The sequence below is a fragment of the Pseudomonas quasicaspiana genome, assembly GCF_021147825.1.
GTDB classification, from domain to species: Bacteria; Pseudomonadota; Gammaproteobacteria; order Pseudomonadales; family Pseudomonadaceae; genus Aquipseudomonas; species Aquipseudomonas quasicaspiana.
In genome coordinates this window covers 367,467-393,821 of the sequence record NZ_JAGTPI010000001.1, presented here as the reverse complement: position 1 = coordinate 393,821, position 26,355 = coordinate 367,467, and the positions used below count along the sequence as shown (strand labels likewise).

23 protein-coding genes, 1 tRNA gene and 1 pseudogene are annotated in these 26,355 nt (G+C 55.1%); 18 read left to right on the top strand and 7 right to left on the bottom strand.

The annotated features are described in order from the left end of the window. Window positions 1–14 precede the first annotated feature (14 nt). The 7 genes from pheT to KDX30_RS01800 all read left to right on the top strand — a co-directional run bounded on the left by pheT (window position 15) and on the right by KDX30_RS01800 (window position 5,681). The gene (gene pheT / locus KDX30_RS01830) at window positions 15–2,393 is read left to right on the top strand and encodes a phenylalanine--tRNA ligase subunit beta (protein WP_231674806.1); all 2,379 of its coding nucleotides are present in this window, start codon (window positions 15–17) and stop codon (window positions 2,391–2,393) included. A gap of 3 nt (window positions 2,394–2,396) precedes the next feature. Beyond that, the gene (ihfA, locus tag KDX30_RS01825) at window positions 2,397–2,699 is read left to right on the top strand and encodes an integration host factor subunit alpha (protein ID WP_002553164.1); all 303 of its coding nucleotides are present in this window, start codon (window positions 2,397–2,399) and stop codon (window positions 2,697–2,699) included. Continuing rightward, complete coding sequence (locus KDX30_RS01820; protein ID WP_027898690.1) at window positions 2,680–3,036, top strand: MerR family transcriptional regulator; 357 nt, start codon at window positions 2,680–2,682, stop codon at window positions 3,034–3,036. Before ihfA ends, KDX30_RS01820 begins: the two co-directional genes overlap by 20 nt. Window positions 3,037–3,122: 86 nt before the next feature. After that, window positions 3,123–3,199 (top strand) — tRNA-Pro (locus KDX30_RS01815). Window positions 3,200–3,442: 243 nt separating this feature from the next. Further along, entirely contained in the window at window positions 3,443–3,967 is a 525-nt protein-coding gene (locus KDX30_RS01810) for a GNAT family N-acetyltransferase (RefSeq protein ID WP_319946077.1), read from the top strand. Between the two features lie 96 nt (window positions 3,968–4,063). Further along, the gene (locus KDX30_RS01805; RefSeq protein ID WP_231674804.1) at window positions 4,064–4,453 is read left to right on the top strand and encodes a hypothetical protein; all 390 of its coding nucleotides are present in this window, start codon (window positions 4,064–4,066) and stop codon (window positions 4,451–4,453) included. Window positions 4,454–4,997: 544 nt separating this feature from the next. Next, window positions 4,998–5,681 carry an SMI1/KNR4 family protein gene (locus KDX30_RS01800; RefSeq protein ID WP_231674803.1) on the top strand — a complete coding sequence of 228 codons (684 nt, stop codon included), beginning with the start codon at window positions 4,998–5,000 and terminating at the stop codon, window positions 5,679–5,681. A 176-nt stretch (window positions 5,682–5,857) separates the two neighbouring features. Here KDX30_RS01800 and KDX30_RS01795 read toward each other — a convergent pair whose 3' ends face one another. Next, window positions 5,858–6,154, bottom strand: a complete 297-nt coding sequence (locus KDX30_RS01795; RefSeq protein WP_027898693.1) for a DUF2388 domain-containing protein — start codon at window positions 6,152–6,154, stop codon at window positions 5,858–5,860. A gap of 654 nt (window positions 6,155–6,808) precedes the next feature. Here KDX30_RS01795 and KDX30_RS01790 point away from each other — a divergent pair. Further along, complete coding sequence (locus KDX30_RS01790) at window positions 6,809–7,030, top strand: hypothetical protein (RefSeq protein ID WP_027898694.1); 222 nt, start codon at window positions 6,809–6,811, stop codon at window positions 7,028–7,030. Between the two features lie 41 nt (window positions 7,031–7,071). On the opposite strand, the gene KDX30_RS01785 is transcribed toward KDX30_RS01790, so the two are convergent. The 5 genes from KDX30_RS01785 to KDX30_RS01765 form a co-directional block, all read right to left on the bottom strand. Beyond that, window positions 7,072–8,418, bottom strand: a complete 1,347-nt coding sequence (locus KDX30_RS01785) for an NAD(P)/FAD-dependent oxidoreductase (RefSeq protein WP_231674802.1) — start codon at window positions 8,416–8,418, stop codon at window positions 7,072–7,074. Beyond that, on the bottom strand, window positions 8,415–9,932 hold the full coding sequence (locus tag KDX30_RS01780) for an aldehyde dehydrogenase (protein WP_099268704.1): 1,518 nt from the start codon (window positions 9,930–9,932) through the stop codon (window positions 8,415–8,417). The genes KDX30_RS01785 and KDX30_RS01780 overlap by 4 nt, the downstream gene beginning before the upstream one ends. Beyond that, complete coding sequence (locus KDX30_RS01775; RefSeq protein WP_231667130.1) at window positions 9,925–10,836, bottom strand: dihydrodipicolinate synthase family protein; 912 nt, start codon at window positions 10,834–10,836, stop codon at window positions 9,925–9,927. Before KDX30_RS01775 ends, KDX30_RS01780 begins: the two co-directional genes overlap by 8 nt. Window positions 10,837–11,049: 213 nt before the next feature. Next, complete coding sequence (locus KDX30_RS01770) at window positions 11,050–12,300, bottom strand: aromatic ring-hydroxylating oxygenase subunit alpha (protein ID WP_231674801.1); 1,251 nt, start codon at window positions 12,298–12,300, stop codon at window positions 11,050–11,052. Between the two features lie 383 nt (window positions 12,301–12,683). Next, complete coding sequence (locus KDX30_RS01765; RefSeq protein WP_099268708.1) at window positions 12,684–13,637, bottom strand: LysR family transcriptional regulator; 954 nt, start codon at window positions 13,635–13,637, stop codon at window positions 12,684–12,686. A gap of 430 nt (window positions 13,638–14,067) precedes the next feature. Here KDX30_RS01765 and KDX30_RS01760 point away from each other — a divergent pair, with 430 nt between their 5' ends. From KDX30_RS01760 to KDX30_RS01725, 7 genes and pseudogenes are all read left to right on the top strand, one after another. Then, window positions 14,068–15,105: a quaternary amine ABC transporter ATP-binding protein gene (locus tag KDX30_RS01760; RefSeq protein ID WP_231674800.1), complete on the top strand. Its 1,038-nt coding sequence runs from the start codon at window positions 14,068–14,070 to the stop codon at window positions 15,103–15,105. 45 nt (window positions 15,106–15,150) lie between these two features. Further along, a pseudogene (gene proW / locus KDX30_RS01755) lies at window positions 15,151–16,119 on the top strand (glycine betaine/L-proline ABC transporter permease ProW); the annotation flags it as partial. A gap of 106 nt (window positions 16,120–16,225) precedes the next feature. Then, window positions 16,226–17,206, top strand: a complete 981-nt coding sequence (proX, locus tag KDX30_RS01750; protein ID WP_231667128.1) for a glycine betaine/L-proline ABC transporter substrate-binding protein ProX — start codon at window positions 16,226–16,228, stop codon at window positions 17,204–17,206. Window positions 17,207–17,281: 75 nt separating this feature from the next. Continuing rightward, window positions 17,282–18,637 carry an MmgE/PrpD family protein gene (locus tag KDX30_RS01745; RefSeq protein ID WP_231674799.1) on the top strand — a complete coding sequence of 452 codons (1,356 nt, stop codon included), beginning with the start codon at window positions 17,282–17,284 and terminating at the stop codon, window positions 18,635–18,637. A 25-nt stretch (window positions 18,638–18,662) separates the two neighbouring features. Further along, entirely contained in the window at window positions 18,663–19,709 is a 1,047-nt protein-coding gene (locus KDX30_RS01740; protein WP_231674798.1) for a GlxA family transcriptional regulator, read from the top strand. Window positions 19,710–19,813: 104 nt separating this feature from the next. After that, entirely contained in the window at window positions 19,814–21,064 is a 1,251-nt protein-coding gene (locus tag KDX30_RS01735; RefSeq protein WP_231674797.1) for a PrpF domain-containing protein, read from the top strand. A gap of 537 nt (window positions 21,065–21,601) precedes the next feature. Then, window positions 21,602–22,681, top strand: a complete 1,080-nt coding sequence (locus tag KDX30_RS01725) for a polyamine ABC transporter substrate-binding protein (RefSeq protein ID WP_231674796.1) — start codon at window positions 21,602–21,604, stop codon at window positions 22,679–22,681. Between the two features lie 9 nt (window positions 22,682–22,690). Here KDX30_RS01725 and KDX30_RS01720 read toward each other — a convergent pair whose 3' ends face one another. Continuing rightward, window positions 22,691–23,587, bottom strand: a complete 897-nt coding sequence (locus KDX30_RS01720) for a LysR substrate-binding domain-containing protein (RefSeq protein WP_122704581.1) — start codon at window positions 23,585–23,587, stop codon at window positions 22,691–22,693. Between the two features lie 366 nt (window positions 23,588–23,953). Here KDX30_RS01720 and KDX30_RS01715 point away from each other — a divergent pair, with 366 nt between their 5' ends. The 3 genes from KDX30_RS01715 to KDX30_RS01705 are packed head-to-tail and all read left to right on the top strand — an operon-like array spanning window position 23,954 to window position 26,281. After that, complete coding sequence (locus tag KDX30_RS01715; RefSeq protein WP_027898701.1) at window positions 23,954–24,787, top strand: transporter substrate-binding domain-containing protein; 834 nt, start codon at window positions 23,954–23,956, stop codon at window positions 24,785–24,787. Window positions 24,788–24,842: 55 nt separating this feature from the next. After that, entirely contained in the window at window positions 24,843–25,505 is a 663-nt protein-coding gene (locus KDX30_RS01710) for an amino acid ABC transporter permease (protein WP_231670930.1), read from the top strand. Beyond that, a complete protein-coding gene (locus KDX30_RS01705) occupies window positions 25,505–26,281 on the top strand; it encodes an amino acid ABC transporter ATP-binding protein (protein WP_027898703.1) in 777 nt (258 codons plus the stop codon). Before KDX30_RS01710 ends, KDX30_RS01705 begins: the two co-directional genes overlap by 1 nt. Window positions 26,282–26,355 lie beyond the last annotated feature (74 nt).

The window sequence follows — 26,355 nt, the reverse complement described above, 5'->3', positions numbered from 1 at the left end:
TTTTGGAGAGCAGGATGAAATTCAGTGAACAATGGTTGCGCGGCTGGGTAAGCCCGCAAGTATCCCGCGACGAGCTAGTTGCCCGCTTGTCGATGGCCGGTCTTGAAGTTGATAGCGTCACCCCGGCCGCTGGTGTATTCAGCGGCGTGATCGTCGGCGAAGTACTGAGCACCGAGCAACACCCCGATGCCGACAAACTGCGCGTATGCCAGGTCAGCAACGGTTCGGAAACCTTTCAGGTCGTCTGCGGCGCTCCAAACGTGCGCCCGGGTCTGAAAATTCCATTCGCCATGATCGGTGCCGAGTTGCCGGGCGATTTCAAAATCAAGAAAGCCAAGCTGCGTGGCGTTGAATCCAACGGCATGCTCTGCTCCCAGTCCGAGCTGCAAGTGGGCGAGGGCAATGACGGTTTGATGGAGCTGCCAGCCGATGCGCCGGTGGGTGAAGACTTCCGTGTTTACCTTGAGCTGGATGATGCCAGCATCGAAGTGGACCTGACGCCAAACCGTGGCGACTGCCTGTCGTTGGCCGGTCTTGCTCGTGAAGTCGGCGCGCTCTATGCCATCCCTGTGGCTGTGCCGGCCGTTGCCGCTGTTCCCGTGACGCACGATGAAGTGCGTCCGGTTGACGTGTTGGCGACCAGCGCTTGCCCGCGTTATCTCGGCCGTGTGATTCGCAATGTCGACCTGTCGCGTCCAACCCCGTTGTGGATGGTTGAGCGTCTGCGTCGGTCCGACATTCGCAGCATTGATGCCGTGGTCGACATCACCAATTACGTGATGATCGAACTGGGTCAACCATTGCACGCGTTCGATCTGGCTGAAATCAACGGTGGCATTCGTGTCCGTATGGCAGAAGAGGGCGAGAAGCTCGTTCTGCTGGACGGCCAGGAAGTCAGCCTGCGAGCCGACACTCTGGTTATCGCTGACCACCAGCGCGCTCTGGCCATCGCCGGCGTGATGGGCGGGGAACACAGCGGTGTATCCAGCACGACTCGTGACGTATTCCTCGAAAGCGCGTTCTTCGACCAGATCGCCGTCGCGGGCAAGGCCCGTTCGTATGGCCTGCACACTGACGCTTCGCACCGCTACGAGCGCGGTGTTGACTGGCAGTTGGCACGCAAGGCCATGGAGCGAGCTACTGGCCTGCTGCTGGAAATCACTGGTGGCGAAGCTGGCCCCGTGATTGAAGCTGTCAGCGAGAAAGATCTGCCGTCAATCGCGCCGGTCACTTTGCGCGCCGAGCGTATCGAGCAGATGCTGGGCCTGAAAATGGACCCGGTCGAAATCGAAGGCTTGTTGACTGGCCTGGGCTTGACCGTTTCAGCTGCAGCGGCAGGGCAGTGGCGCGTAGAAGTGCCGAGTCATCGCTTCGATATCAGCCTTGAAGTCGACCTGATCGAAGAACTGGCTCGCCTATACGGCTACAACCGTCTGCCGGTTCGTTACCCGCAGGCGCGTCTGGCACCGCAAGCCAAGGCTGAAGCCCGTAGCGATCTGCCCGAGCTGCGTCGCCTGTTGGTCGCTCGCGGCTATCAGGAAGCGATCACCTACAGCTTCATCGATCCCAAGCAATTTGAGCTATTCAGCCCTGGCGCTGAGCCGTTGCTGCTGGCAAATCCGATCTCCAACGACATGGCCGCCATGCGCGCCTCGTTGTGGCCTGGCCTGGTCAAGTCTTTGCAGCACAACCTCAATCGTCAGCAGGATCGTGTACGTCTGTTCGAAAGCGGCCTGCGCTTCGTCGGTCAGCTGGACGGTCTGAAACAAGAGCCGATGCTGGCCGGCGTGGTCTGTGGCAGCCGTTTGCCGGAAGGCTGGGCACAGGGCCGTGATGTGATCGACTTCTTCGACGTCAAGGCTGATGTTGAAGCCGTTCTAGGCTTCGCCGGTGCGCTAGACGCTTTCAAATTCGTGTCTGGTAAACATCCAGCACTGCACCCGGGCCAGACAGCGCGCATCGAACGTGATGGTCGCGAAGTTGGCTATGTGGGTGCCATTCACCCTGAGTTGTCGAAAACCCTGGGACTGGATCGTCCGGTATTCGTTTTCGAGCTGATTCTGGCTGAAGTTGCACTGGGTAAAATGCCGAAATTCCAGGAGTTGTCGCGCTTTCCTGAAGTAAGACGTGACCTGGCGCTACTGGCTGATGAAGGCGTTGCAGCCACTGCAGTTCTTGACGTTATTCGAGAAAATGCAGGCGAATGGCTCACAGACCTAAGGCTATTTGATGTTTATCAGGGTAAAGGCATTGATCCGCATAGAAAAAGCCTTGCAGTTGGCTTGACCTGGCAGCATCCATCGCGCACTCTTAACGACGATGAGGTCAATGCGGCAACGCATAAAATCCTCACCTCACTCGAGGAAAGGTTAAACGCCACGTTAAGGAAGTAGCGTATGGGGGCTCTGACGAAAGCTGAGATGGCCGAACGTCTGTACGAAGAGCTGGGCCTGAATAAACGAGAAGCCAAGGAATTGGTCGAGCTGTTCTTCGAGGAAATCAGGCACGCTCTGGAAGATAATGAACAGGTCAAATTGTCCGGTTTCGGCAATTTTGACCTGCGAGATAAACGCCAGCGGCCTGGTAGAAACCCGAAGACCGGGGAAGAAATTCCTATCACGGCTCGCCGTGTTGTCACGTTCCGTCCAGGGCAGAAGTTGAAGGCCCGAGTTGAGGCTTATGCTGGAACCAAGTCATAACGACGAGTTACCGCCGATACCAGGCAAACGCTACTTCACCATCGGTGAGGTCAGCGAGCTCTGCGCGGTGAAACCGCACGTTTTGCGCTATTGGGAACAGGAATTTCCTCAGCTCAACCCCGTCAAACGACGCGGCAACCGCCGGTATTATCAGCGCGAAGACGTGCTGATGATCCGGCAGATCCGCGGCTTGCTCTATGAGCAAGGCTTCACCATTGGTGGTGCGCGGCTGCGTATGACCGCTGGCGAACCCAAGGATGAGACTCAGGATTACAAGAAACTGCTCCGGCAGATGATCGTCGAGCTGGAAGACGTTCTGGTGGTATTGGGCAAGTAGAAATCGCCCGGATACTTCCATAATTCAAAAGCTTAGGTTATATTCCTCGAAGTTTTCGCAGCATGGGAAACTGATACACGCCTAGTCGGGGCGTAGCGCAGCCCGGTAGCGCACTTGCATGGGGTGCAAGGGGTCGAGTGTTCGAATCACTCCGTCCCGACCATTTAATTCAATGAAAAAGCCCAGCTTTCACGAGTTGGGCTTTTTCATGTCTGCGAGATTTTCGAGCCTTCTCGATGCTCATCCTTCCTGCTCTTCAATTGTCAGCACCGAACCTCTTGAATCGGTTGCTGAGACCACGTCGGTGCCTCGTTGAAGTAATGTCCCAAACACTGGCATGATCTCGGCACTCAAAAAGTGAGAACCACAATTGTCTGAGAATCTTCCAGAGTTCGCGCTTCAAAGGGTGAGATTGAGGCCTGTCCGGCCGGCAGATTTGCCAGCGGTCTATGCTGGCTTGTCCGATCCTCAAGTCATCGCTCACTATGGAGTTTCGTACTCCAGCCTTGAGGCGACCGAGGTGCAAATGCGCTGGTTTGAGGAAATAGTTGCCGAACAAACGGGGGCTTGGTGGGCTATCGCGGAGTTTAAAAACGACTCAATAATAGGTGCCTGCGGTTTCAATGACTGGAGCCATGAGCATCGCCGCGCAGAGCTTGGGTATTGGCTCATGCCTGCCTACTGGCGCCAAGGGCTATTGACCGAGGCTCTGCCTTCTGTGTTTCGCTATGCGTTCAATGCTTTGGGTGTTCATCGAATCCACGCTGATGTCGAGCCCGCCAACGCAGCGAGCTGCGCCTTGCTTCGCAAGCTCGGGTTTCATCTGGACGGAACTCTGCGGGACGTCGAGCTTAAAGACGGTGAGTTCTTGAGCCTGCATCAGTACAGCCTGCTGCGCACTGACTCAGCTGCCCAGGATTACTGTGATTAGCAGCATTAAAGCTTCATCTCCGCCGCCAGCCCCTAAGAGTAAATGAGGACAAGACTGACGGGTGGATTCGGGTGGTGATATAAAGTGCGGGTCGCTATGGCTGGCAGCGCGCTGGCGAATTTTTCTATTAGTAGGGAGTTAGTAATGTCGCCGATCAGGATGTCTGTCTTGTCGCTTTGTCTGGGCATACTGGGCTATACCGGCAGCACTTTGGCGAGCTCGGAGGATGAAAAGCAGCAGGGCCTTGTAGTCTTGGTTGCGATGGAGCAGGTCTGCAATAACGCGAACCCTGGTATGAAGAGCGATGTCGAGAACGCGATGGCATCGGATCCCACCATTGACGAGGCGACAAAGACGGAAGTGAGAAAAATCAAATCCGACCCTGCCTATAAATCTAAAGTGAGCAACACCGCTGAAAACTTGATTCACTCCCCGATGGGAGCTTATGTCGCCAAAGACCTGTGCAAGAACTACGGCGCGAAATGATCAATTTCATTCTGCGCTAGTGAATGGTTGACACAGGGCCCGGTTTCTCGGTGTGTACTTATCCGCATCGGTGCTGCATGTCAGAGGGCGAACCTCCGCCCGCCGTATTGGCTGCCCTGTGACAAGCTTTCGGGTAATCGGTATTTACGTTCCGGCGAGATTGCAGGCCGCTGCGCGCGCACTGAGAGTATCGGGTTGGCGTGGCGCTGGTTGTTTAGTTAGTAACGTCGAGGCTGTTAGCATGGGCGCTCATTAAAGTGTGGGAGTTGCTATGCGCCAAGTTGTTAAAAGGGCACTGAGTGTGATTGCATCAGAGAGCTGCGAGCGTGAATACACTGATGCGTTTGGGCAGTTGTAATTGAGTCTGGCGAGCAAAATTTGGCTGAGCGGCTGTTTGCCGATATTCCCGACTCTTTCTCATTCTAATGGTGAGCGAAGTTATAGGGTATAAGGCAGGTGCAAAATCAGTTGCGGTTCAAATCTGTTTGCTGCGAATGAAGAATTCAAGTGTCAGTAAAATGTCCAGGTCAGAAAGGGGTATCGCATGATAAATGCCATTGAAATCATTGGAGCCACGAAGGCTGCTTTTGCAGAAAGAGATGTTTATTTCTCGCTTGCTCAACTGCCACCAGACCTCGAGATTCCTGGTGAATGGCAGAATTTTGGGATTGCCTTTTCTGAAACGCCTTCATTTCCTCTTGCTTGGCGGGCATTCAGTGCTGAGTTACCTTGGCTAACATCGCTACTGGATAGGTGCTTGCTTGGCACCGCTATTTTAGCGGGGTCGCCAACTGAATTATTATATATATTTCATGACGCCAATGGTCTTTATTACTACATAGGGGGTGAGCCTCTAGCCGACTCTGATACTCCCTCTGCTTTTGGCACTAGACTGTCGGAGTTTTATAAAGGAGTTCACAATGGATTTACCTTCTACCCAGCGCGCTCTATGGGGCCACAAAAAATTTCCGATTGTACATTCATCTCTGAACTGATTGACGAAGAGAGCACAGACTTTGCGGCAAAATGGTTAACGATACTATCAAATGGGGGCGGAGATTACCTTGCTATAGATCTGAATAATCTGACTGATAGTAACGGGATTATTTGGTGGCATGAACAACCCATGGAACCAGAAACAGGAATGGACGTCTTCGGCGTTATGGATACATGGATTTCAATTTTTCTCGAAGACACCTTGCTGCGCAATGATGTCCTCAAATATTAAGATCAGCTCCTGGCCTATTTTAGTTGCTCTATTTACTCAGACCTTCTTCAGAGGGGCCTGGTTTTCCTGAGTGCTGCGGGAGATAGACCTAACGTCAATATTCATTGAGCGCGCAGTTAATCAGTACCTGGAATGACGGGGGTAGGGCAGATACGAAAAGCCCACCGGTGAGCCGGTCAGTCCCTTGCAGCAATAGCTTGGGCCAGTTGAAGGTCTGACATCTGGGGTTGGCTAGCAGTCGAGCGGTAGCGCTGGACGGCCTGCTCAAAGCGCGCGCCACGGATATCGCCATCTGATCCAATGAAAGCGAGGGCATCTTCTCGAGCTGGTGTGAACAAGTCAGCAATTTTTTTGGACGATATTTCACTCCCCAAAACCGTCGCGTACGAACTCATGTAGACGTATTCAGCCGCTTCTACCTTAGCGACGATCAAGGTTGCCAGAGCCATCACCACAGCTTTCCATGAGTTCATTCTTCAGTACATCCATGCCTGTTTGGGGGCGGCACAATAGCATAGGCGGGTACTCGTCAGATACGAAAAGCAGGGCACTTGGCCCGGATCTTTTTACTTACAGGTTCCACCCTTTTTCCGCTCAGAATTTTGTAAAAGTCGTGACTGGACTGCTCAGTCTCGTTCAACCGCATCAGGGCATCCCCAAACGGATCGCATCACTGCTGAGTCATCAGCCAGCGGTGTTTTTTTCGGCAGGATTTCCCAGGGAAAAGGGAGCATGAAAATGCTTATACTAAAAACACGCTGCAATCAGACATGGAGCTTTAAAAGTGGGGCTTATTTTATCCGCGATCCTTACGCTAGGCGGGTTCATGCTCGGCGCCACCGTCATATATGAGTTGCCCGTCAGTCACGAAACCGGTACATGGCTTTTTGTAGGCTGGATGATCTTACAAACTGTCATCCTTCGTTGCATCGAACTAAAGGTCACCGGTCGCTGATCAGGTACCTTTCCGGGGGGATGCAGATTGCATACTTGCTCCTTGGTAAAGAAGGGCATGACAGAACACATGTGCGTCAAAAAGACTCAACGGCATGTCTGCCGTCGGGTCTGGCTAGCAAGTAAGATAAAGATGTTGTTTCATGCGGTCGAATTTTCAGGATTGTCAGACAATGAGACTGGACGAGCAGTATTTCGAGGATTTCCGGTGCATCGCCTGCAACGGCAACCCTTTTGATCCCAAAGATGGCACTACCAGCGGCCTGTTCGGGATTGAGGATCTGGTGGGCGAGCAATGTGCAGGGTGCGGCCATTCAATGAGTCTTGATGACCTGGAGGCCATGACTCATGCGGCAGAACTTCACATGATCAGGTCGCTGTTCTCTCCGGGCTGAAGGCCGCTGAAGTCGGCTAACTTCGATGGGCCGAGCGGGCTTTAGCCTTCCTTGCCTGCGCGAAGGGCCTGCCAACTGATGACCGAACTCACCCCAAGCCGTGTGAGAATTTTGGGGGGCAGCTTGCTGGGGCCGGGTGTGTTGCTGAAGTCATCCAGGAATCTGGACTTCATGCCGGTCGCCAACTCAGCCGCCATGACGCCAGCCAGCGTGCTTTTAACCGTTCCGAGGCCGTTTTCGCAACATGCTGAATACAGGTTTTCTTCTATTTCCCCGAATGCCGGCGCGCTGTTGCGGCTCAAGCACAGACGGCCCGCCCAACTGAACTCCAGCGGTGTTGACTTCAATTCCGGGAAGCGAGCGTCCAGAGAGAGTCGTTGCTCCCGGGCGACATCTGCGACGCGCTGAGGTGTCACTTGAATGCTCGGGTCATAGGTGAATTTGGTGCGGATTACGATCCGTGAAAGTCCATCTACCGTAATTTTACGAACGGTGGCGCCCATCGGGTCAGCCGGTAGAAGGGCCCAGCGCTCGCGTCCCGTCACCGCTTTTGCGAAATCATTGTGGTTGTAACCCGCCGTCATCGAGGCATACGTGAACACATGCAGCAAGCGTCCCTGGAAGTGTCCGAAGTCTTCGATGTGACCGTTCACGGCAAGAATAACCTTGGGCGCCGTCACTACGCCGCGATGTGAGCGCGCTGTCCAGTCATTACCCGAGCGGGACAGTTCGACGATAGGAGAGCGTTCGTAAAGGCTTATACGTTCATCAAGTCCGGCAGCCAGATCGCGGATGTATTGCGCAGGCTGGATCATCACGGCGCCGGGTGTGTAGATACCGCCGTGATAATAAGTGGACCCGGTAATGTCGCGCATCTGCGCGGCATCGAAGAGCTCGTAGTGCTCGCCAATGCCTTTGAGCGACGCCGCGTAATTGGCGTTCAGGCGTTCGCCGCGTTCTGTGGCAGCGGCGTTTATCTTGCCCGAAGGGTCAAAAGTTGCGCCGGCCATACCGTAGTCCCGGGCAGCCTGAGCGGCAAATTCGATGGCGAAGCGGTTCTGCGCGATTTCTCGTGCCGTCGCTGATTCGCCAGCCACTGAGTACTCCCCGGAGGAAAGGCTGTGGGGCACATCGATCATGAACCCGGAGTTTCTTCCCGCTGGCCCCGTGGCGATCTCGTGAGCGTCGACGACCACGATGCGATCCTTGGGTCGCAGCTGGGTTAGCCGACGTGCCGCGGAGAGACCGGCGAAACCGGCCCCGATGATCAGCCAGTCTGCCGTCACGCTCCCATCAAGCACTTGCACAGGAGTAGCCCGCCTGGAAATAGCCTCCCAACCCGAAACACCGGTATCTACCGGCAAGCGTTTGATGGAATGTGTGCTCATTTTACGGTCTCATCAACCGACCGATCAGACACATCGATCCAGATGGTTTTGATTTCGGTGTACTGGTCGTGGGCGAAAACCGATTTGTCGCGACCACCGAAGCCTGACTCTTTGTAGCCGCCAAACGGGGTAGAGGCATCGCCCTCACCGAAGCAGTTGACGGTGACAATCCCCGCACGGATTTCACGGGAAAGCTTTATCGCCTTGCGCAAGCTACCGGTGTAAACCGAGGCCGCCAGGCCGTATACCGTGTCGTTAGCCAGAGCAATCGCTTCAGAGATCGTATTGAAGGTAGTGACTGACAACACCGGCCCGAAAATTTCCTCCTGAAACAGTCGGCTGTCCCGTTCCACGCCGTCTACCACAGTCAACTGGACGAACGCGCCATCCTGAGTATCACCGCCGTAGACGATGTCCAGATTGGCAGCGCTGGCGTAGTCCAGGTAAGACTTCACCTTGTCGAAATGGTCGCTGCTGACCAATGCCCCAACCCGGTTTTGAGGATCCAGGGGGTCACCCATTTTCCACTCGCGTATGTAGGCACCCATACGTTCTAGCAATTGGTCTTTGACCGAGGCGTGAACCAGCAGTCGTGACGTCGCCGAGCAGTTTTCGCCCATGTTCCAGAACGCACCATTGACCACCTGTTCGGCCACCAGGTCCAGGTCTTCAGCATCGTCCATGACGACCGCAGGGTTCTTGCCGCCGCACTCAAGCACCACGCGTTTGAGGTTTGAATCGGCCGAGTAATGCAGGAAGCGCCGACCGGTCGCGGTGGAGCCGGTGAAGCTGACCATATCGACATCTTTGTGCAGGCCGATAGGCTCACCGACGTCTTTGCCGGTGCCGGTCACGATATTGAGCACGCCTGCAGGCACACCCGCTTCGAATGCCAGTTCGGCCACGCGCAAAGTGGTCAGGCTGGTCTGTTCGGCGGGCTTTACGATTACCGAGCAACCGGCGGCCAGTGCCGGGCCGATCTTCCAGGCGAGCATCAACAGCGGGAAGTTCCACGGCAGCACGCAGCCCACCACACCGATAGGCTCGCGCACCACCATGGTCAGCGCGTCGTTGCCCACCGGGGCCGTGTTGTCATACAGCTTGTCGATCAATTCGGCGTGCCAGCGCAAGGTATGAATGGTGTCGGGCACATCCACCAGTTGGCATTCACGTACCGGCTTGCCGCTGTCCAGGCTTTCCAGTACGGCCAGTTCGTGGCGATTGTTTTCGAGCAGACGCGCGAACTTCAACAACACGGCTTTCCGGTCGCCGGGCGCAAGCAGCCTCCAGCGTCCATCATCGAATGCTTCTTTGGCTTTGCTGACCGCAATGTCCACATCCTCAGCCGTGCAGGCCGCCAGATCGGTGAGAAACTCGCCCGTTGCCGGGTTGGTCGTCGCCAGCGTGTTGCCAGAAACGGAAGGCTTGAATGCACCGTTGATGAACGCGTTCGATGGAAATGAAATCGATTGTGCGATAGCGGCATATTCATCCGCGGTAAGAAGGTCACGCATGGCTGGCTCCTGATGTGATGTGTGCAACGGTACGCTTCACGTTGGCGATAACGGTTTGGAGGCTACGTTTGTCTTCGCCATTCAAAGGCCGCAAAGGCGCGCGAACATCTCCGACTTTCAGGCCGTTCAATTCACAACCAAATTTGATGCATTGCACGAACTTGCCGCCATCCAGCGCATTCATCAGCGGCATCATGGCCGACATGATCTGCCGACCCTTGTCGAAGTTCTTCTCGACCACGCAGGCTTCATACAGCGCCACATGCTCCCGGGGCAGAAAGTTTGAACCGGCGCATACCCAACTTCTTGCGCCCCAGGCGAAAAATTCCAGTGCCTGATCATCCCAGCCGCAGGACAGTGCGATATGCGGGAATTCACGGGCGAGTAAATGCACCCGGCTCATGTCCCCCGAACTTTCCTTGATGGCCACCACGTTTTTTGATTTGCCCACGCGAGCCAGGTAGTCCTCGTTCATCTGTACGCACATGCGCCCCGGGTAGTTGTACAACATGATCGGCATGTTGGCGGCCCGATCGATGGTCAACGCGTGAATGGCGTTTTCCTGATCGGTCGGCAATGCGTAGGGGGGAGTGGTGACCAGAATCGCGTCGGCCTTGATTGCTTTGGCGTCCTTGGCAAACAGCACGGCATCTTCGGTACGAATGGCACCTGTACCAATAATCAACTGAACACGGGAACCAATAACTTCTTTGGCGCGGGCCGCAAGTTTCAGACGTTCCTCGGCGGTCTGCGCATAATATTCGCCTGTCGAGCCGCCAATAATAATGCCATGCACTCTGGCTTCGATAAGCGACTCCAGAACTTCCGGAAAAACAGCCCAGTCAATTTCGCCATCGGCTGTGTGCGGTGTTACCGCAGGCGTATAAATACCTTCGAATCTCAAGAGGATTACTCCGAATAGTCATGGCCGGAAGAGCAATAAACGCGCGCGTTGTATTACTGCTGACGCGTTAAAGTTCCAGATTGTTGTAATGGCGCAGAGTTAAGAGGTGACTCAATAATGCCCTCTGAATATAAGGTCATCCTGAGTGGTTATTTATTATTGTCAGTCTTTCGGACAAGGCTGGCGGCGACTGTCTTAATCACCGCCATACTGTTATCCCACCGACTTCAGTTTTAGGGGAGCGGTGCCGCTGTCATCTTTAAGTCTGTCGAGCATGATGTCGCAGTACCAGTCGTCGAACTGACAGACGCCATTTTCGGCCTTCGAAGAAAAGGGGCCGGGTTCATAAGCCGGGGAGTTAACACCTACTTGTGCGCCTTCAACCAGCGTGCGGTCCTGATCATTGGTGGCAAGCCAGACTTTGGTCAGGCGCTCAAGGTCGTAGTCGACGCCTTCCTGAGCGGTCTTCTTGACGATCCATTTGGTGGTCACCAGTGTTTCGTTTGGGCCAATTGGCAGGACGCGGAAACTCAGGGCGTGATCGCCCAGGAAATGATTCCAGGTAGACGGATAGTTGAAATACAGCAGCGCACCTATGTCTGCTTCGCCACTGTTGTCCAGCCTGCCAGCGACTGCTGGCTTGCCATCCATGGTGTAGCTGACTGCACCGGATGACAGAGGGATTCGGGTAATACGGAAGCGCCCGTCTTTATCCATGACCAGTTGGCTGGGCATGCCTGCGGCTTCGCAGCGGTCCCAATGAGCTTTTAGCTCCGGGTCATCACTGCCGCCGACGCCTGCCACCGACAGGTTTTCCACGAACGAATTCATCAGTTCGGGGTGGGTGCCGTCGCAGTGATAGCATTCGCGATTGTTTTCGAAGACCAGCTTCCAGTTGCCTTTTTCAATCAGGTTCGATTCGAAAGCGACCTTGCAGTCTTCCAGCAGATGAGGTGCGAGGAAGGGCGTTACTGCTTCCCTGAATGTGGAGAAATCAGGGGCGACGTCAGCCACACAGACATAGATGTAGGTGTTGACGATTTCACAATGCACTGGCTTGAGGTTGTACTGAGACTTGTCGAAATCGTCACCCATATTGCCTGCGAACAGCAGCCGACCGTCCAGCTCAAAAGTCCACTTGTGGTAAGGGCACACCAGCTTGGCGACTTTGCCTTTCGCCTCGGGACAAACCTTTGAACCCCGGTGCCGACAGGCGTTGTGGAACGCGCGAATCTCTCCATCCGCACCACGTACCACTGCAACCGGATACTGGCCAACCTGCAGTGAAAGATACTGCCCGGATTTTTCCAGTTCAAAGGTGTGGCCTGCGAAAATCCAGTCCTTGTGCCACAGCTGTTCAAGGTCTTGTTGATAGACATCCGGATCGCTGTAAAGCGCCCCTGGAAGTGCGTGTCGGGGTTTGCGTTGTGCAATAAGCTGAGAAACGGCTGATCTGATATTCACGTCCCACGCACTCCATTCGCTTCAGGCGCTGCTGTCCGGTAAGAAAGCAGCTGCCGATCATTATGGGTTCGAACCTCTGTATTGACCGTCACTTGAAGTTTTCAATCATGACGCGATGATCCTGACAAGCATCTGTAAACGGCCAACCGTTAGTTCTCCCGGCTTTTGTGAAGGTTACGTGTACAAATCGACGTTCAACAAGAAACTTTTAGGTCAGACAATGCATAAACAAATGTTATCAATTGCGAGAGGAGGACGGGAAAACAGGGCAGGGGAAGTGTGCGAAGCGCAGAGTGTCGCAGGCATATTTCAACTCCCTGACCGTGAGAAATCAGGGGTGATTGGCTTTGTCACGGAGAGTGAAGGGATATTTAAAAGGCTTGTTACGTGAAATAGGCGAGCAGCCAGTCGCGCAATTTGCAGCACGCCCGGTCATTGGCCCGGTCTTCCCTGAATGCGAGGTAGTGTTGGGAATCCTTATGAACGACTTCTTTCTGGATGGGGCGAACCAGTGCGCCGCTTTCAATCGACTCGGCTACCAGATGGCTCCAGCCGAGCGCGACGCCCTGATTGGCCAGCGCCATATTGATCACCACGTTGTAGTCATTGGCACTGAAGACGTGAGGCCGGTCGTGCGGGCGTTTTTCTATATCGGTATCGTGAAAGGCAAGCCAGACGCCCCAATCGACATGTTCAGCCACTTGCGAACGCCCGTAGGGGCTCAAGTTGAGTAGCGCACTGTCGCGCAAGCCTTCAAGCGTCGCGAGTTCTGGATGCTCATCGCGATACTGCGGCGTGCACACGGGGAATATCACGTCGTGAAACAGCGGGTAGTTACGGTACCCGCTCTGCACGCTGGCGAATTTGGTGATAAAAATATCGGGCGTGACGCCAGGCTCCATCGAAAGAAAATTTTGTGTGCTAATCAGATTCAGGTCGATGTCCTGGTTCTGACTGAAGAAACCCGGCAGTTTCGGTGAAAGCCACAGCGCAGCAAACGCCGCAGAGCAACACAGGGTCAGCTCTGACTTACCGGCCCTGTAAGCGCCGACCCGTTTGGCGGCCTGAGAGATGTTGACGAAGGACAACTGCGCTGCATCGAAAAACGCAGAACCGGCCTCGGTCAGCTCGACGGCTCTGCCGACCCTTCTGAACAGCTCAACGCCCAGATACGCTTCCAGCTCGCGAATCTGCCTGCTGATAGCTGCCTGAGTGACGCAAAGCGCTTCAGCCGCTCGGGTGAAGCTCTGGTATTTCGCGGCTGCTACGAAAGACTTCACTGCTTTGAGCGACGGCATCTTTAATAACGTGTTGTCGGGGTCGATGTGCTTAACCATAACCTAAGGTATCCATTTTTCTGGAAAACAGGTGTAGAGGGCTCGTGTCCGAGGCTGGCGGCCAGTGGCTCGCAGAAGCCTGCACCGCTGATAACCGCCGCTCCTTAGCCTTATGACAGGCGTAGACAGGCGCTGTCCACAAGGGACCGTCGAGCATGTCGTTTTTGGATAAGCGACGATCAATAACCTGACGTTATTGATTGACTGGACGAAATGTTGTTAGACGTTACAGGGCTAAGGTAATAACTTTGTCATCAAGGCTCTCGTCTCACTCAGAAGCCACTGACAACTAAATAATAATAAGAGGATTCAAAAATGTCTCATTTCTCTCGTTCAAACGTTCTTCTGCTGCCATAACAAGTTCATTCTGATCGGTGATAGCCCGGGCTATTCGCCGAGCCTTTTAAAGCACTCGCGGAAGGAAGGGATTATGAGTCATGGTGACGAAATACTCTCGGTCAAGCATATTTATAAAGTCTTTGGTACCCAGCCAAAAGTAGCAATGGATATGCTAAAGGGCGGGGCGGATAAAAATGAAATCTTCAATAAGACCGGGCAAGTCGTTGGTGTATTCGACGCAACGTTTTCGGTAAAGCGTGGCGAGATTTTTGTCATCATGGGCTTGTCGGGTTCCGGCAAGTCGACCATGGTTCGTTTGTTCAATCGTTTGATCGAACCCACGTCAGGCACTATCCATCTCAACGGCAAGGAAATCACGGGGCTGTCCGATGCGGCGCTTCTGAATGTGCGTCGCAAGGAAATGAGCATGGTCTTCCAGTCGTTCGCGCTCATGCCGCACATGAACGTTATCGACAATGCTGCGTTCGGTCTTGAAGTGTCCGGTATCGACGAAAAAGAGCGCCACGACCGCGCCCGTAAAGCGCTGGAGCAGGTGGGGCTGACCGGGCATGAATACAGCTATCCGCACCAGTTGTCTGGTGGTATGCAGCAGCGAGTCGGCCTGGCTCGCGCGCTGGCCAACGACCCGGCAATCTTGCTCATGGACGAGGCGTTTTCAGCGCTGGATCCGCTTATCCGTCATGAGATGCAGGGCGAGCTTATACGCCTGCAGGCTGAGCAGCACCGGACCATTATTTTTATCTCCCATGACATCGAGGAGGCCATTCGTATCGGCCATCGCATCGCGATCATGGAAGGCGGACGCATTGTGCAGATTGGCTCTCCTCAAGAGCTGCTTTGCAACCCGGTGAACGATTACGTCAGGGCCTTTTTCAAGGGCTTTGATGCATCGAAGATTCTTCGGGCTGGCGACGTTGCGACCCTCAGCGCAGAACATCCGTACGACGCAGACACATCGCGGCCTACGCTGCATGCTGATATTCCGCTGCAAGACATCTTTCACATCGTCGCCAATGCCGTGCACCCCGTCGCCGTTCTGGATGGGCAGGGCGTGTTCAAAGGCACTATTTCCAAGAGCCTTCTGCTGCAGACAATGAGTCGTCACTGACAGTGTTAACCGGGCGAAACATCAGGCTCAGCTACTCAGGTATCCAGCATGTCCGATTTCAGCGTTCTTGATCCGTTCCAAAGCATCACTATCCCCTTGGGCCAGTGGGTCGAGGTAGTGCTCAACTATCTGGTGCATAACTTCCGTGAAGTGTTTCGATCCATACGATGGCCCGTGGATCAAATATTGAACGGTATTCAAAGTGGCTTGCTATCGATCCCACCGACGATCTTCATCATCTTTGCCACGCTGCTCGGTTGGCAGGTGGGCGGTAAAAAAGTGGGAGCCCTCTGTTTCGTCACACTCACGCTTCTGGGGCTGATTGGCGTCTGGAATGACGCGATGACGACCCTGGCGTTAGTGCTCACGTCGTTGGTGTTTTGCGTAGTGATCGGTGTCCCGCTGGGCGTACTGTGTGCCCGCAGCGACCGCCTGGAAAGAATACTCAGGCCAGGGCTTGATGCGATGCAGACATTACCGGCGTTCGTTTATCTGGTGCCGGTAGTGATGCTGTTCGGGATCGGCAACGTACCAGGCGTTCTGGTCACCATTATCTTCTCGGTTGCGCCGTTGGTGCGCCTGACCAATCTGGGCATCCGCCAGGTCCCCGAAGACAAGGTCGAGGCGGCCCGGGCGTTCGGCTGTACACGGCGGCAGATGCTACTCAAGGTGCAGCTCCCGCTGGCTGCTCCCACGATCATGGCCGGCTTGAACCAGGCACTGATGCTCTCGCTGTCCATGGTGGTCATCGCCTCCATGATTTCTGTTGGCGGCCTTGGGTTGATGGTACTTCGCGGTATTGGCCGACTGGACATGGGGCTTGCCACCGTGGGCGGTGTGGGGCTGGTGTTATTGGCAATCTTCCTTGACCGGTTAACCCAGGCCATGGGTGAGCGCAGTAACAGCGCAGTCAAGGGTGAACGCTGGTACCAGACAGGGCCCGTTGGAATGCTGTTCAAACTTGGAAAAAAGACTGAAGCAAAACAGACCGGCGCACCTTTAAAAGACAACTAAGTGCCGGACGTTAATTGATCGCTGTACGCCTGCCCCTTATCCCCCTGCAAGGTAGATGACGATGAATGCTGAAAAACACAGTGTAAAAACAAAAATGATTCGTTGTATGGCCGCTCTGGCTATCGCCATAACACCGGCTTTTGCTACTGCTGCTGCTCAGGAACCTGGCAAGGGCGTATCCATCACACCGATTTTTCCAACCATTGCCGAAGAGCGATTCCGTGGTGAGATTGCCATGGCCGGGCTCAAGGATCTGGGCTACAGCGTGCAGCAGCCCAAGGAAACCGACTATCCGGCAATGATGCTCGCGCTGTCTTATGGTGATGCGGACTTTACCGTGCATGCCTGGGAGCAGTTGCACGCGTCGTTCTACGCCAAGGCGGGCGGGGATGACACCATGGTGAAAGTCGGCAACATCATGCCCGGTGTATTACAGGGGTACATGATCGACAAGAAAACCGCTGATCAATACAAAATCACTTCAGTCGAAGATCTCAAGAAACCGGAAATTGCCAAGCTGTTCGACAGCAATGGCGACGGGAAAGCCGACATGACAGGGTGCAACCCCGGCTGGGGCTGTGAGGTTGTCGTCGAATACCATATGCAGGCCTACGGCCTTGAAAAGACGGTCACCGACAACCGTGGCTCTTACTTCGCTCTGATGGCCGACACCATTGCCCGCTATAAAGAGGGTAAGCCAATCCTTTACTTCACCTGGGTTCCACAGTGGATCTCCACCGTACTGGTCGAGGGCAGGGATGTGGTCTGGCTAAGCGTTCCGAAGACCGACCTTCCAGGCGGGAAAAACGACGTCGACACCACTTACAAAGGCAAAAATCTGGGCTTTGCTGTGGACAACATTCGCGCGGTGCTGAACAAGGACTTTGCCGAGAAGAATCCGGTAGCGGTCAAGTTTCTGTCCGAGATGCAAATCACCACGGATGATGAAAGCGCTCAGAACCTGAAAATGCACAATGGCGAAAACTCTGCTGCGGATATCAAGCGCCATGCCGCTGAATGGATTGCCGCGCACCGGGCTGCCTACGATGGCTGGCTGGCAGATGCGCGAGCCGCCGCGAAGAAGTAAGCCTTACCGATAAAGCCTCAGGCTGTCCGTGTTCGGGCGGCCTTTTTTATACCCCGTTTAAATAAGGAGGGGTGTATGTCCCTTTATTCGTTCATTCAGCAATTCGAACTTGCCGACGCACCGCTTGAAACCCGCAAGCGGATTGAAACCTGTTTGCTCGATATTATCGGCGTCGCCGCCGCCGCGCGTGACAACCATACCAGCCATGTCCTGCAGGAGTTTGCGGTTGCCCATTACCCGGCGGCCACACTTTCCAGCCGCCTCTGGTTTGATGGCAGACCGGTCCACCCCTTGGGCGCAGCCTATGCGGGCGGCTTTAGTGTCGATAGCCTGGATGCTCATGAAGGACACTTCACGTCCAAAGGCCACGCGGGGGCTACCGTGGTTCCGGCAATCATCGCGCTGATCGATACCTTTTGCGCCAGTGGCAAAAATATCAGCGGCGAGGAGATGCTCTGTGTATTGACCATCGGCTACGAGACGGCGCTAAGAGCCGGACGGGCCTTGATGGCGACCGCTGCGCAATACCATGCTTCGGGAGCTTTCGCCGGGATTGGAGTGGTGTGTGCTGGAGCCCGGCTGCTCAAGCTGGACGAGCAAACCTTTAGGCACGCCCTCGGTATTGCGGAATATTTTGGCCCACGCTGCCCAATGATGCGCGTGGTGGATTACCCGTCGATGCTGCGTGATGCGCACGGCGCCGGCGCTCATGCGGGCATAAGTGCGCTGCTCATGGCCCAGGCTGGAGTCACTGGTGCGCCCGCTGAAACCGTCGAATTGCTGGGAGGGCTCCCTTACTGGCAGGGCTTGGGCGAAAGCTGGGAAATCGACGAGCAATACTTCAAACCCTGGCCGGTCTGTCGCTGGGCCCAGCCAGCATTGACTGCCATGACGCAACTGATGAGCGAGCACCCAGAGATCGCTCCTGAAAATATCGAAACGATCCAGATTGAGACCTTTCATGAGTCAGTGCGTTTGCAGGGGCATTTTCCAAAAAATGCCGATGAAGCCCAGTATGCATTGGCATTTCCGGTTGCAGCCTTAGTCGCGCGTGGCCAGGTCACCGCGAGCGAAGTGACAGGAACAGCTATCGATGCCCCGGACATTCTGGCTGTCAGCAAGATCATCAACATCGCTGAAGCGAGTGATTTATCGGCGCGCTTTCCGGAAGAAATCCTGTCTCGGGTCACGGTTCAACTCAAAGACGGCAGGTGTATTTCCAGCCCGACGACATCGGCCAAAGGCGATCCGGCCAACCCAATGTCTGCCGCCGAGTTCATCGAAAAGTATCGGTTGTTTTCAGAGCAAAGCCTTGGGGTTTCTCGCAGTCGTTTGCTTGAGCAGGCAGTCGCCAGCCTGGCAGAAAAGCCTGATTGCGAAGGTCTGCTTAACCTTCTGTTGTCTCCCTGCACTGAAGCTGCGTACAAGTGAGTGCCTGGCCAAGGGGGGGGAACCGATGACCTACGTTTTTGAAAGCGTGCTCAGGGATCAGAACCTGCGTTATTCGTCCTCTGCAAAAAACCGGTCAAAGCCGCAGTCGGCAGTGCGCGTTGCCTTTATCCTGCTGGATAATTTTTCACTGATGTCTTTCAGCGGTGCCATGGACGCACTGGTGACTGCGAACCTGATGAGCGATTCACCGATTTTCGACATCCAGAAAGTCAGCCTCAAAGGCGATGCAGTCTTGAGTGATCTGGGGGTCGCCGTCCCCGTTGACCTGGAGCTTTCGGAACTGCGTAGTCGCCATGATTTGCTTGTTGTGGTCGGCGGCTTGCGTGTCGAGTTGAAAAGCAATCCGTGTCTGCGACGCAAGCTGATTGCCGCAGCAGCTTGCGGCACGAGCATGGGAGGGTTGTGGAATGGCGCTTACTTTCTAGCAGATGCCCGGGTAATGGACGGATATCTCTGTGCCTTCCACCCTGATGGCCGCGCAATGATGGCGGATACTTTTCCCAATCTGCGTATCTGTGACCGGAGTCATGTGGTTGATTCCGACCGGATGACGTGCGCCGGCGCGAGCAGTGCACTGCGAATGATGCTCGAGTACATGCGTGGCACCCAAGGCAGTTCCTTGACCCGGGCAGTGCAGGAAATTCTCGGGTGTGACGAGCATGAGTATGTCAGCGGTGTATCTACTGTGTCGGTGGACTCTGATCCGACACTGCCGCAATCCCTGAAGCTGGCGCTGGAGTTGATGCACAAGAACATAGAAGAGCCGCTAAGCCTCGATCATCTGGCTGCCTGTGCCGGAATCTCGAAGCGCCAGCTTGAGCGCCGGTTCTTTCGCTTTGTCGGTGCCGCCCCCGGTCGGTATTACCTGGAACTGCGATTGACCCGAGCCCGGCAGCTTGTCCTGCAGACCAATCGTTCCATCACCGATATCGCCATGGCCACCGGTTTTGTGAGCATGCCGCATTTCCACAAACGGTTTCGAGATTTCTTTGACGCCGCACCGGGCAGTTACCGGGCGACGTATGAGCTGCGCAAGCGAGCAGTTGTTTGATACGCGGGCAGGTGTTTTGGTCGTTGGGGGCGGATCGATTTCTGGGTCTATAAGTCTGTAGGATGCGTTAAAAGCTCATTCTTCCGAAGGCTATGGAAACCAACATGCACGCATCCAGCCCCGAGTCCCCCAGTCAAACCTCGCTCCGTAACCGACTTCAAAACGGCGTAATCGAACTGCCAGTGCATTACATGCGCGGCGGTACTTCGACGGGTGTCGTCATCTGGGAGCCATTGTTACCCCGCGACGAAGGGCTGCGCGCAGAGTTGCTGCGTCATCTGATGGGTGTCCCCCAGTCTGGAAATCAGCCTGGTAATCGCCAGATCACAGGCCTCGGTCGGGGGCCTGCCACCAGTAATAAGGTGTTCCTGGCGAGGATCGAAGAAACACCGAAGGGGCCTCAGATAGTCAGCACCCTGGCGCAGCTAGCCAGTGATCACAGCGGCATCGACTGGAGTGTGAATTGCGGCAACATGTCGTCTGCGTTGCCGCTCTGGGCAATCGATAGCGGGCTGATAAAAGCGCCTGCCTGCGGCGTCTTCGAGATTGAAATCAAGAACACCAACACTGGCGTGGTGACGCTGGCGCGGATGTATCGCGACGAACAGGGCCGTTTTATCAATGCTGAAATTCCGGGCGTCCACGGTGCCTTTCCCAGTGTCGATCTGTTTCTCCAGTCTCCCGTAGGCAACAAGACCGGTGCGTTTCTGCCGACGGGTAATGTGCTGGATACAATCAACGGACACGACGTTTCCTGTGTCGATGTCGCGGTGCCAATGGTGATTGCCGACGCGGCGAGTTTTGGCAAGACCGGTCATGAACCCGTCTCGGAGCTCGAAGCTGACCTGGCGTTCATGGCACAGCTAAGGCAAGTCTGGATTGAGGCGGGGCTCAAAATGAAACTTCGTCGTCGCGACGGTGAGCTCATGAGCCTTGCAGATCTTGAGCGAAGCGAGACCATACCCAAGGTGTGCATCGTCGGCGCGCCGCGTCATGGCGGCAACATCGCCGTGCGTTACTTCACGCCTCAGACGGGCCATGCGTCGATGGCAGTTTCCGGAGGTTGCTGTCTTGCCGCTGCCTGCCTGCTTCCCGGAACAGTTGCCTATAAAGTCGCAGTGGGGATTGCTCAGCCTGGCGCTGAGTTTTCAGACATCGAAGTGAGTATCGAGAACCCGGCTGGCAAGCTGGATACGACGGTCAGTGCAAGAACCGAAGGCAGTCATATCGACGTCAAGGCCGCTGCATATCGCCGAAGTACGCAGGTCCTGATGCGCGGACATGTACCGTTGTATAGCGCGTCTGCCGGGTTGATTGAAGCATTGGGCGGGGACGCTCAAAGCCAGAGGCAATAAATCGCAGGCAAAAGAAAAGCCCGCGATGGGGATCAACGGGCTTAAAGTCATGAAGGAGCTGGGATAACAATACGAGGCAGGGCGTGAAAAAAGCGTGAACGTTTCGTGCAGATTTTTTCACATTCGCGCGCGTTCAGGCGTCACCGACCCTGGCCGTAGATACCATTCAAAATCACCAGCTCAAGCACCGCCACGATAATGCACAGGCTCACGAACCCTGCGCTGAACACACGCTTGCGGTTTGATGAGCCATCCCCAAGCCAGGATACATCCACGAAAAAGCTGACTATTATCAGGCAAGCCAGTAGCGCCCGATTCCGGGTCTTTTTCGTAAATTCTCTGGGTTCCCATTGAGTCATCTATTCAGTCCGTTCCAGCTTTAGCCTGGCGCAGATTCTACACCGTCAACAGTACCGTCTGGATTTGCTAATTCTCACCGGACCTATAGTTAAAATAATGTCATTGGGCAACAGACCAATGGGTTAGCATCACGACAACCACATGGAATGTGATTCTCACATTGAACAGGACTACAAGATGTCCATCAAAGCCTTCGTCCCGCTGATGTTGATAGCTTCGATGAGTCAGGCCGCGCCGACCGTGAAGATTTTCAACTGGACGGATTATTTCGCACTGGACACGTTGAAAAACTTTCAGAAAGAAACCGGTATTGCTGCCACTTATGACACTTACGAACGTAACGAGAAGCTGGACGAAACACTGAAGGCAGGACATTCCGGTTACGACATCGTGGTGCCGTCGAGTCATTTCCTGGCTCGGCAGATTCAGCGTGGCGACCTGCAGAAGCTGGACAAGAGCCAATTGCCCAACTGGAAAAACCTCAATCCGGTTCTGCTGCAAGCCCTGGCTGGCGTTGATCCAGGTAATGCTTATGCGTTCCCCTATTTGTGGGGCACGACGGGAATTGGCTATAACGCCGCCCAGGTCGAAGCGGTATTGGGCAAAGACATGCCCTTGAACTCCTGGGATTTGATCTTCAAGCCCGAGAACATGAAGAAGCTGGCTCAATGCGGCGTTGCATTCGTCGACAGTGCGGCCAGTGTATTGCCGATCGCACTCAACTATCTGGGAGAAGCACCCGACAGTGCAAATGCTGCGGATTACCCGAAAGCCAAAGCGGCGTTGCTTGCGATCAGGCCTTATGTGCGCTACTTCAACTCCACCGATTACATAACGGATCTGGCCAGCGGCAAGATTTGTGTGGCAGTGGGGTACTCCGGGGACGTCATGCTCGCGCAGCAACAGGCGCAAGAGGCAGGTAAAGGCGTTGGCATCCGCTACATGCTTCCCAGGGAAGGCTCGCCGATGTGGTTTGACATGATGGCCATCCCTGCAGACGCACCAAACCAGAAAGCCGCCTATGCCTTCATGAATTACATACTCGACCCCAAGGTGATCAGCGGCATTTCAAACTATTTGCATTACGCGAACGGTAACGAGAAGTCCGAGGCTCTGGTCGAGGCCTCCGTGCACAACGACATCGCCATCTATCCCGATGCAGATACGCTCAGCACGCTGTTCCCCCTGCAGGCAATACCTCCAGATATCGAAGCGCTAAGGGTGAGCGTGTGGGCGCAAGTTAAAGCAGGTCAGTGATCAATCAGATCAGTGTCTGTTCTGCCGCACCTGTTGCATCAACCAGTCCCGAAAAAGCAGTGCATGCTGCTTCTGGGATTTACGCTCGGGGCTGACTACCCAATACGATTCCCCCGAGCGTACGGGGTCGCCAAACGGCATATGAAGTTCGCCGCATTGCAATTCCCGTTCAACATAGTGGATGGGCACCACCGCAAGCCCCAGGCCGCTGACGGCGGCACTGATGAGCATCTCGCTCTGAGAAAACCGGACGCCCTGAATCAATCCCGTCCCCACACATCCCGACGCTCTTAGCCATTGCAGCCACAGGCTGGGCCGACTTGCGTTTTGCAGCGTTGGTACTTTGGAGAAATCCAGTTGGTCATGCCGTTCACCCGGAGCAATCAACCTGGGCGAGGCCACGACCACCAGTTCCTCGGCAAACAACTCCAGCGCTCTGGCTTCTTTCCAGGCACCCGTTCCACGCATGATCGCGATATCGAAACGGCAGGTCTTGAAGTCCACGTTGGCCTCGATCGGGTTGACCTCGACGGGGATCTCCGGTGCCTGGCGTACAAAGTCTTCAAGCCGTGGCGCGAGCCAGCGGGACACAAAGGTGGGATTCGCGCCGATCATCAACGAGGCATCCGCTTTGCGGCCGCGTACCAGGTCAATGGAGACTTCTTCGAGCCGATTAAGCATCGGCACCACGTCCTGAACGTACTTGCTGCCCGCGTCCGTGAGGATCAGCCGGGAGCCCGAGCGCTCGAAAAGCCGCATACCGAGAAACTGTTCCAGGTTGGTGATCTGGCGGCTGATCCCGCTTTGTGTCACTGAAAGATCTTCAGCCGCCCGGGTGAAGTTCAGGTGCCGTGCCGAGGCCTCGAACGCCTGAAGCGCGGAGAGCGAGGGTAAAAATCGGCGCATAACGTTGATCCTGAGTGAAGGTGGCATGATTTTTAGTCATGGCGACCCCATTTTTCAAGGCTTCAGTTGTAAAACGCTTTATGTCATCAATATGTCGTACAAATCTGTCCCAGGTTTAAACACTCTGTCATGCACCATTCCCGGAGCATTGCGCGCATGTATGCAGGGCGTGCAGGGATACAGAATGAATACGTAGCACTGAGCAGAAGTCATCTGCCAACAATAAGTCGAACAGCGCCGAGACCTAGTCAAACGCGCCGTCCAATCGACAATTGCGTCACCTGTCTTTTTTCGACTGCCAGTCAGATTTTCGCGAGATGATGAATTCACAACATCACAAATGGCCCAGAAAAAGGAACGCTTTGCATGATTACGCGCAGAAGATTCACCAAGCTTTTCGGGGCGACCGTCATTAGCGCGTCGACGGGACTGGTTTCACTGAGTGCCAAAGCCGACAGCTCACTTGAGCGCATTAAATCTTCAGGCGTCTTGCGTATTGGCTCCATTGCCGATGGCGCCCCTTACTATCAGAAAAGCTTGACCGGCGGCCCATGGCGCGGCTTTTACATCGATATCTGTCAAAAGCTTGCGGATGATCTGGGGGTGAAACTCTCGATTCTGGAAACCACCTGGGGGAACTCGGTGCTGGATCTGCAGGCCAGTAAAATCGATGTGTTCTTCGGGCTGAATCCCACGCCAGAGCGACAAAAAGTCATCGACTTTTCCGGTCCGGTGTTCAAGAACTCGTTCACGTTCATTGCCAAAAAGTCAGTCACGGCCAAGACCTGGGATGACTTCAACACTGCCGATATGCGCATCAGCGTCGATGCAGGTTCTTCTCATGACAGCGCCGTGACCCGCCTCGCGCCGAACGCTGCGGTGTCTCGCCTCAAGACCGCCAGTGATGCCACGGCCGCGCTGCAATCCGGCCGAGTGGATGCGCAGTGTCTGGTGATGGTTCTGGCGCTTGCCTTGCGCGCGAAGAATCCTGCGATCGGTCAATTGATTGTGCCGACCCCGGTGAACTCAACCACCTCCAATGCAGGCTTCCGTCGTGAGGAAGATACTTCCTGGCGCGAATTTGTTGATGCCTGGATCACCGAGCATCGTGCCAATGGCTTCATCAAGGACGCGATCATGCGCAACATGGAACTGGTCAAAGTCACCCCGAAAGACTTCCCGGAAGGCTTCGAAATCTGATCACTCTTGATTGTTGATGGCGGCTTAAACGGTTTATGTGACGTGGGGTTTTGACATGTACGAGTGGGATTTTTCCGCACTCTGGGAATATCGCTGGCTGCTGCTTGAAGGCCTTGGCCTGACAGTGTCCTTTACCGCTGCCATCGTTGTGGGCGGACTGGTTATTGGACTATTGGCGGCGATGGGGCTGCTGTCTCGTTTTGCGCTGGTGCGGGCTGTTGCACTGATGTTCACAGAGGTCTTTCGCTGCACGCCGGTGCTGGTGCAACTGATCTGGTTCTATTACGCGCTGCCGATTCTGGCGGGTGTCGAGATGACGCCGATCACCGCTTCGTTGCTGGCCTTGTCCTGTTATGGCGGCGCGTTCTACGCCGAGATCATTCGTGGCGGCATCGTTTCCATCGAGGCAGGCCAGCGCGAGGCGGGCGGTGCGTTGGGCATGACGCCGATGCTGACCATGCGACGGATCATTCTGCCCCAGGCAATCAGGCGCATGGTGCCTGCGCTGATGAACCAGTCGATCATGCAATTCAAAAACACCTCGCTGGTGTCGGTCCTGGCCGTGCCCGACCTGGTGTACCAAGGGCAGATGATTGCCCATGACAGTTTTCGCCCGCTTGAGACCTACTCGGCGGTGGCCGTGGCCTACTTTGTGATCCTGTTTCCGCTCACCCTGATCGTGCGCTATCGCGAGAAGAAACACGGAGCCCTTCAATGATGTCCGCGAAACCGAAGATCGAAATCACCGCACTGCGCAAGAGTTTCGGTGCGCTGGAAGTGTTGAAGAACATCAACTTCAAGGTCGAAGAGGGCGGCGTTGTCTCGCTGATCGGTCCTTCCGGTTCCGGCAAGTCGACGCTCCTTCGCTCCATCAATCTGTTGGTTGAACCTGATGCAGGTGAGATTCGCGTGGGGGATACCACTTTCCTGTTCGGTCAGGGCCGCCGTCCGCCTGGCACTAAAGAGCTCGCGGCTTTTCGGGCGAGAACCGGCATGGTCTTCCAGAACTTCAACCTGTTTCCGCACATGAGCGTACTGGAAAACGTGATGGAAGCGCCGGTCCACGTGCGTCGGTTGAGCAAAAGCGTGGCACGGGATCTGGCCATGGCGCAGCTGGAGAAAGTCGGTCTGGCTGACCGTGCTCAGCAAATGCCCAAAACATTGTCCGGCGGCCAGATGCAGCGCGTGGCCATTGCACGAGCGTTGGCGATGGAACCTGAAGTGATGCTGTTCGATGAAGCCACTTCGGCGCTGGACCCTGAATTGGTAGGCGAGGTGCTGAGCACCATTCAGCAGTTGGCGGCGGATGGCATGACCATGGTGATCGTCACTCATGAGATCGCCTTTGCCCGTGAAGTGGCTGATCGTGTGGTGTTCATGCGTGACGGCTATGTGATCGAGGAAGGTCCTGCGCGGGAGACCATCGACAACCCGCGTGAAGACGCCACGCGTAACTTCCTCAACCATTTCCATAAAGGTAGCGGCGCCCGTTGAACCGGGCCTGACCGATTTCAACAGACATTAATCGTGCCCAGTCTCTGATTGTTCAGGCTGCGCGGCGGGCGGAG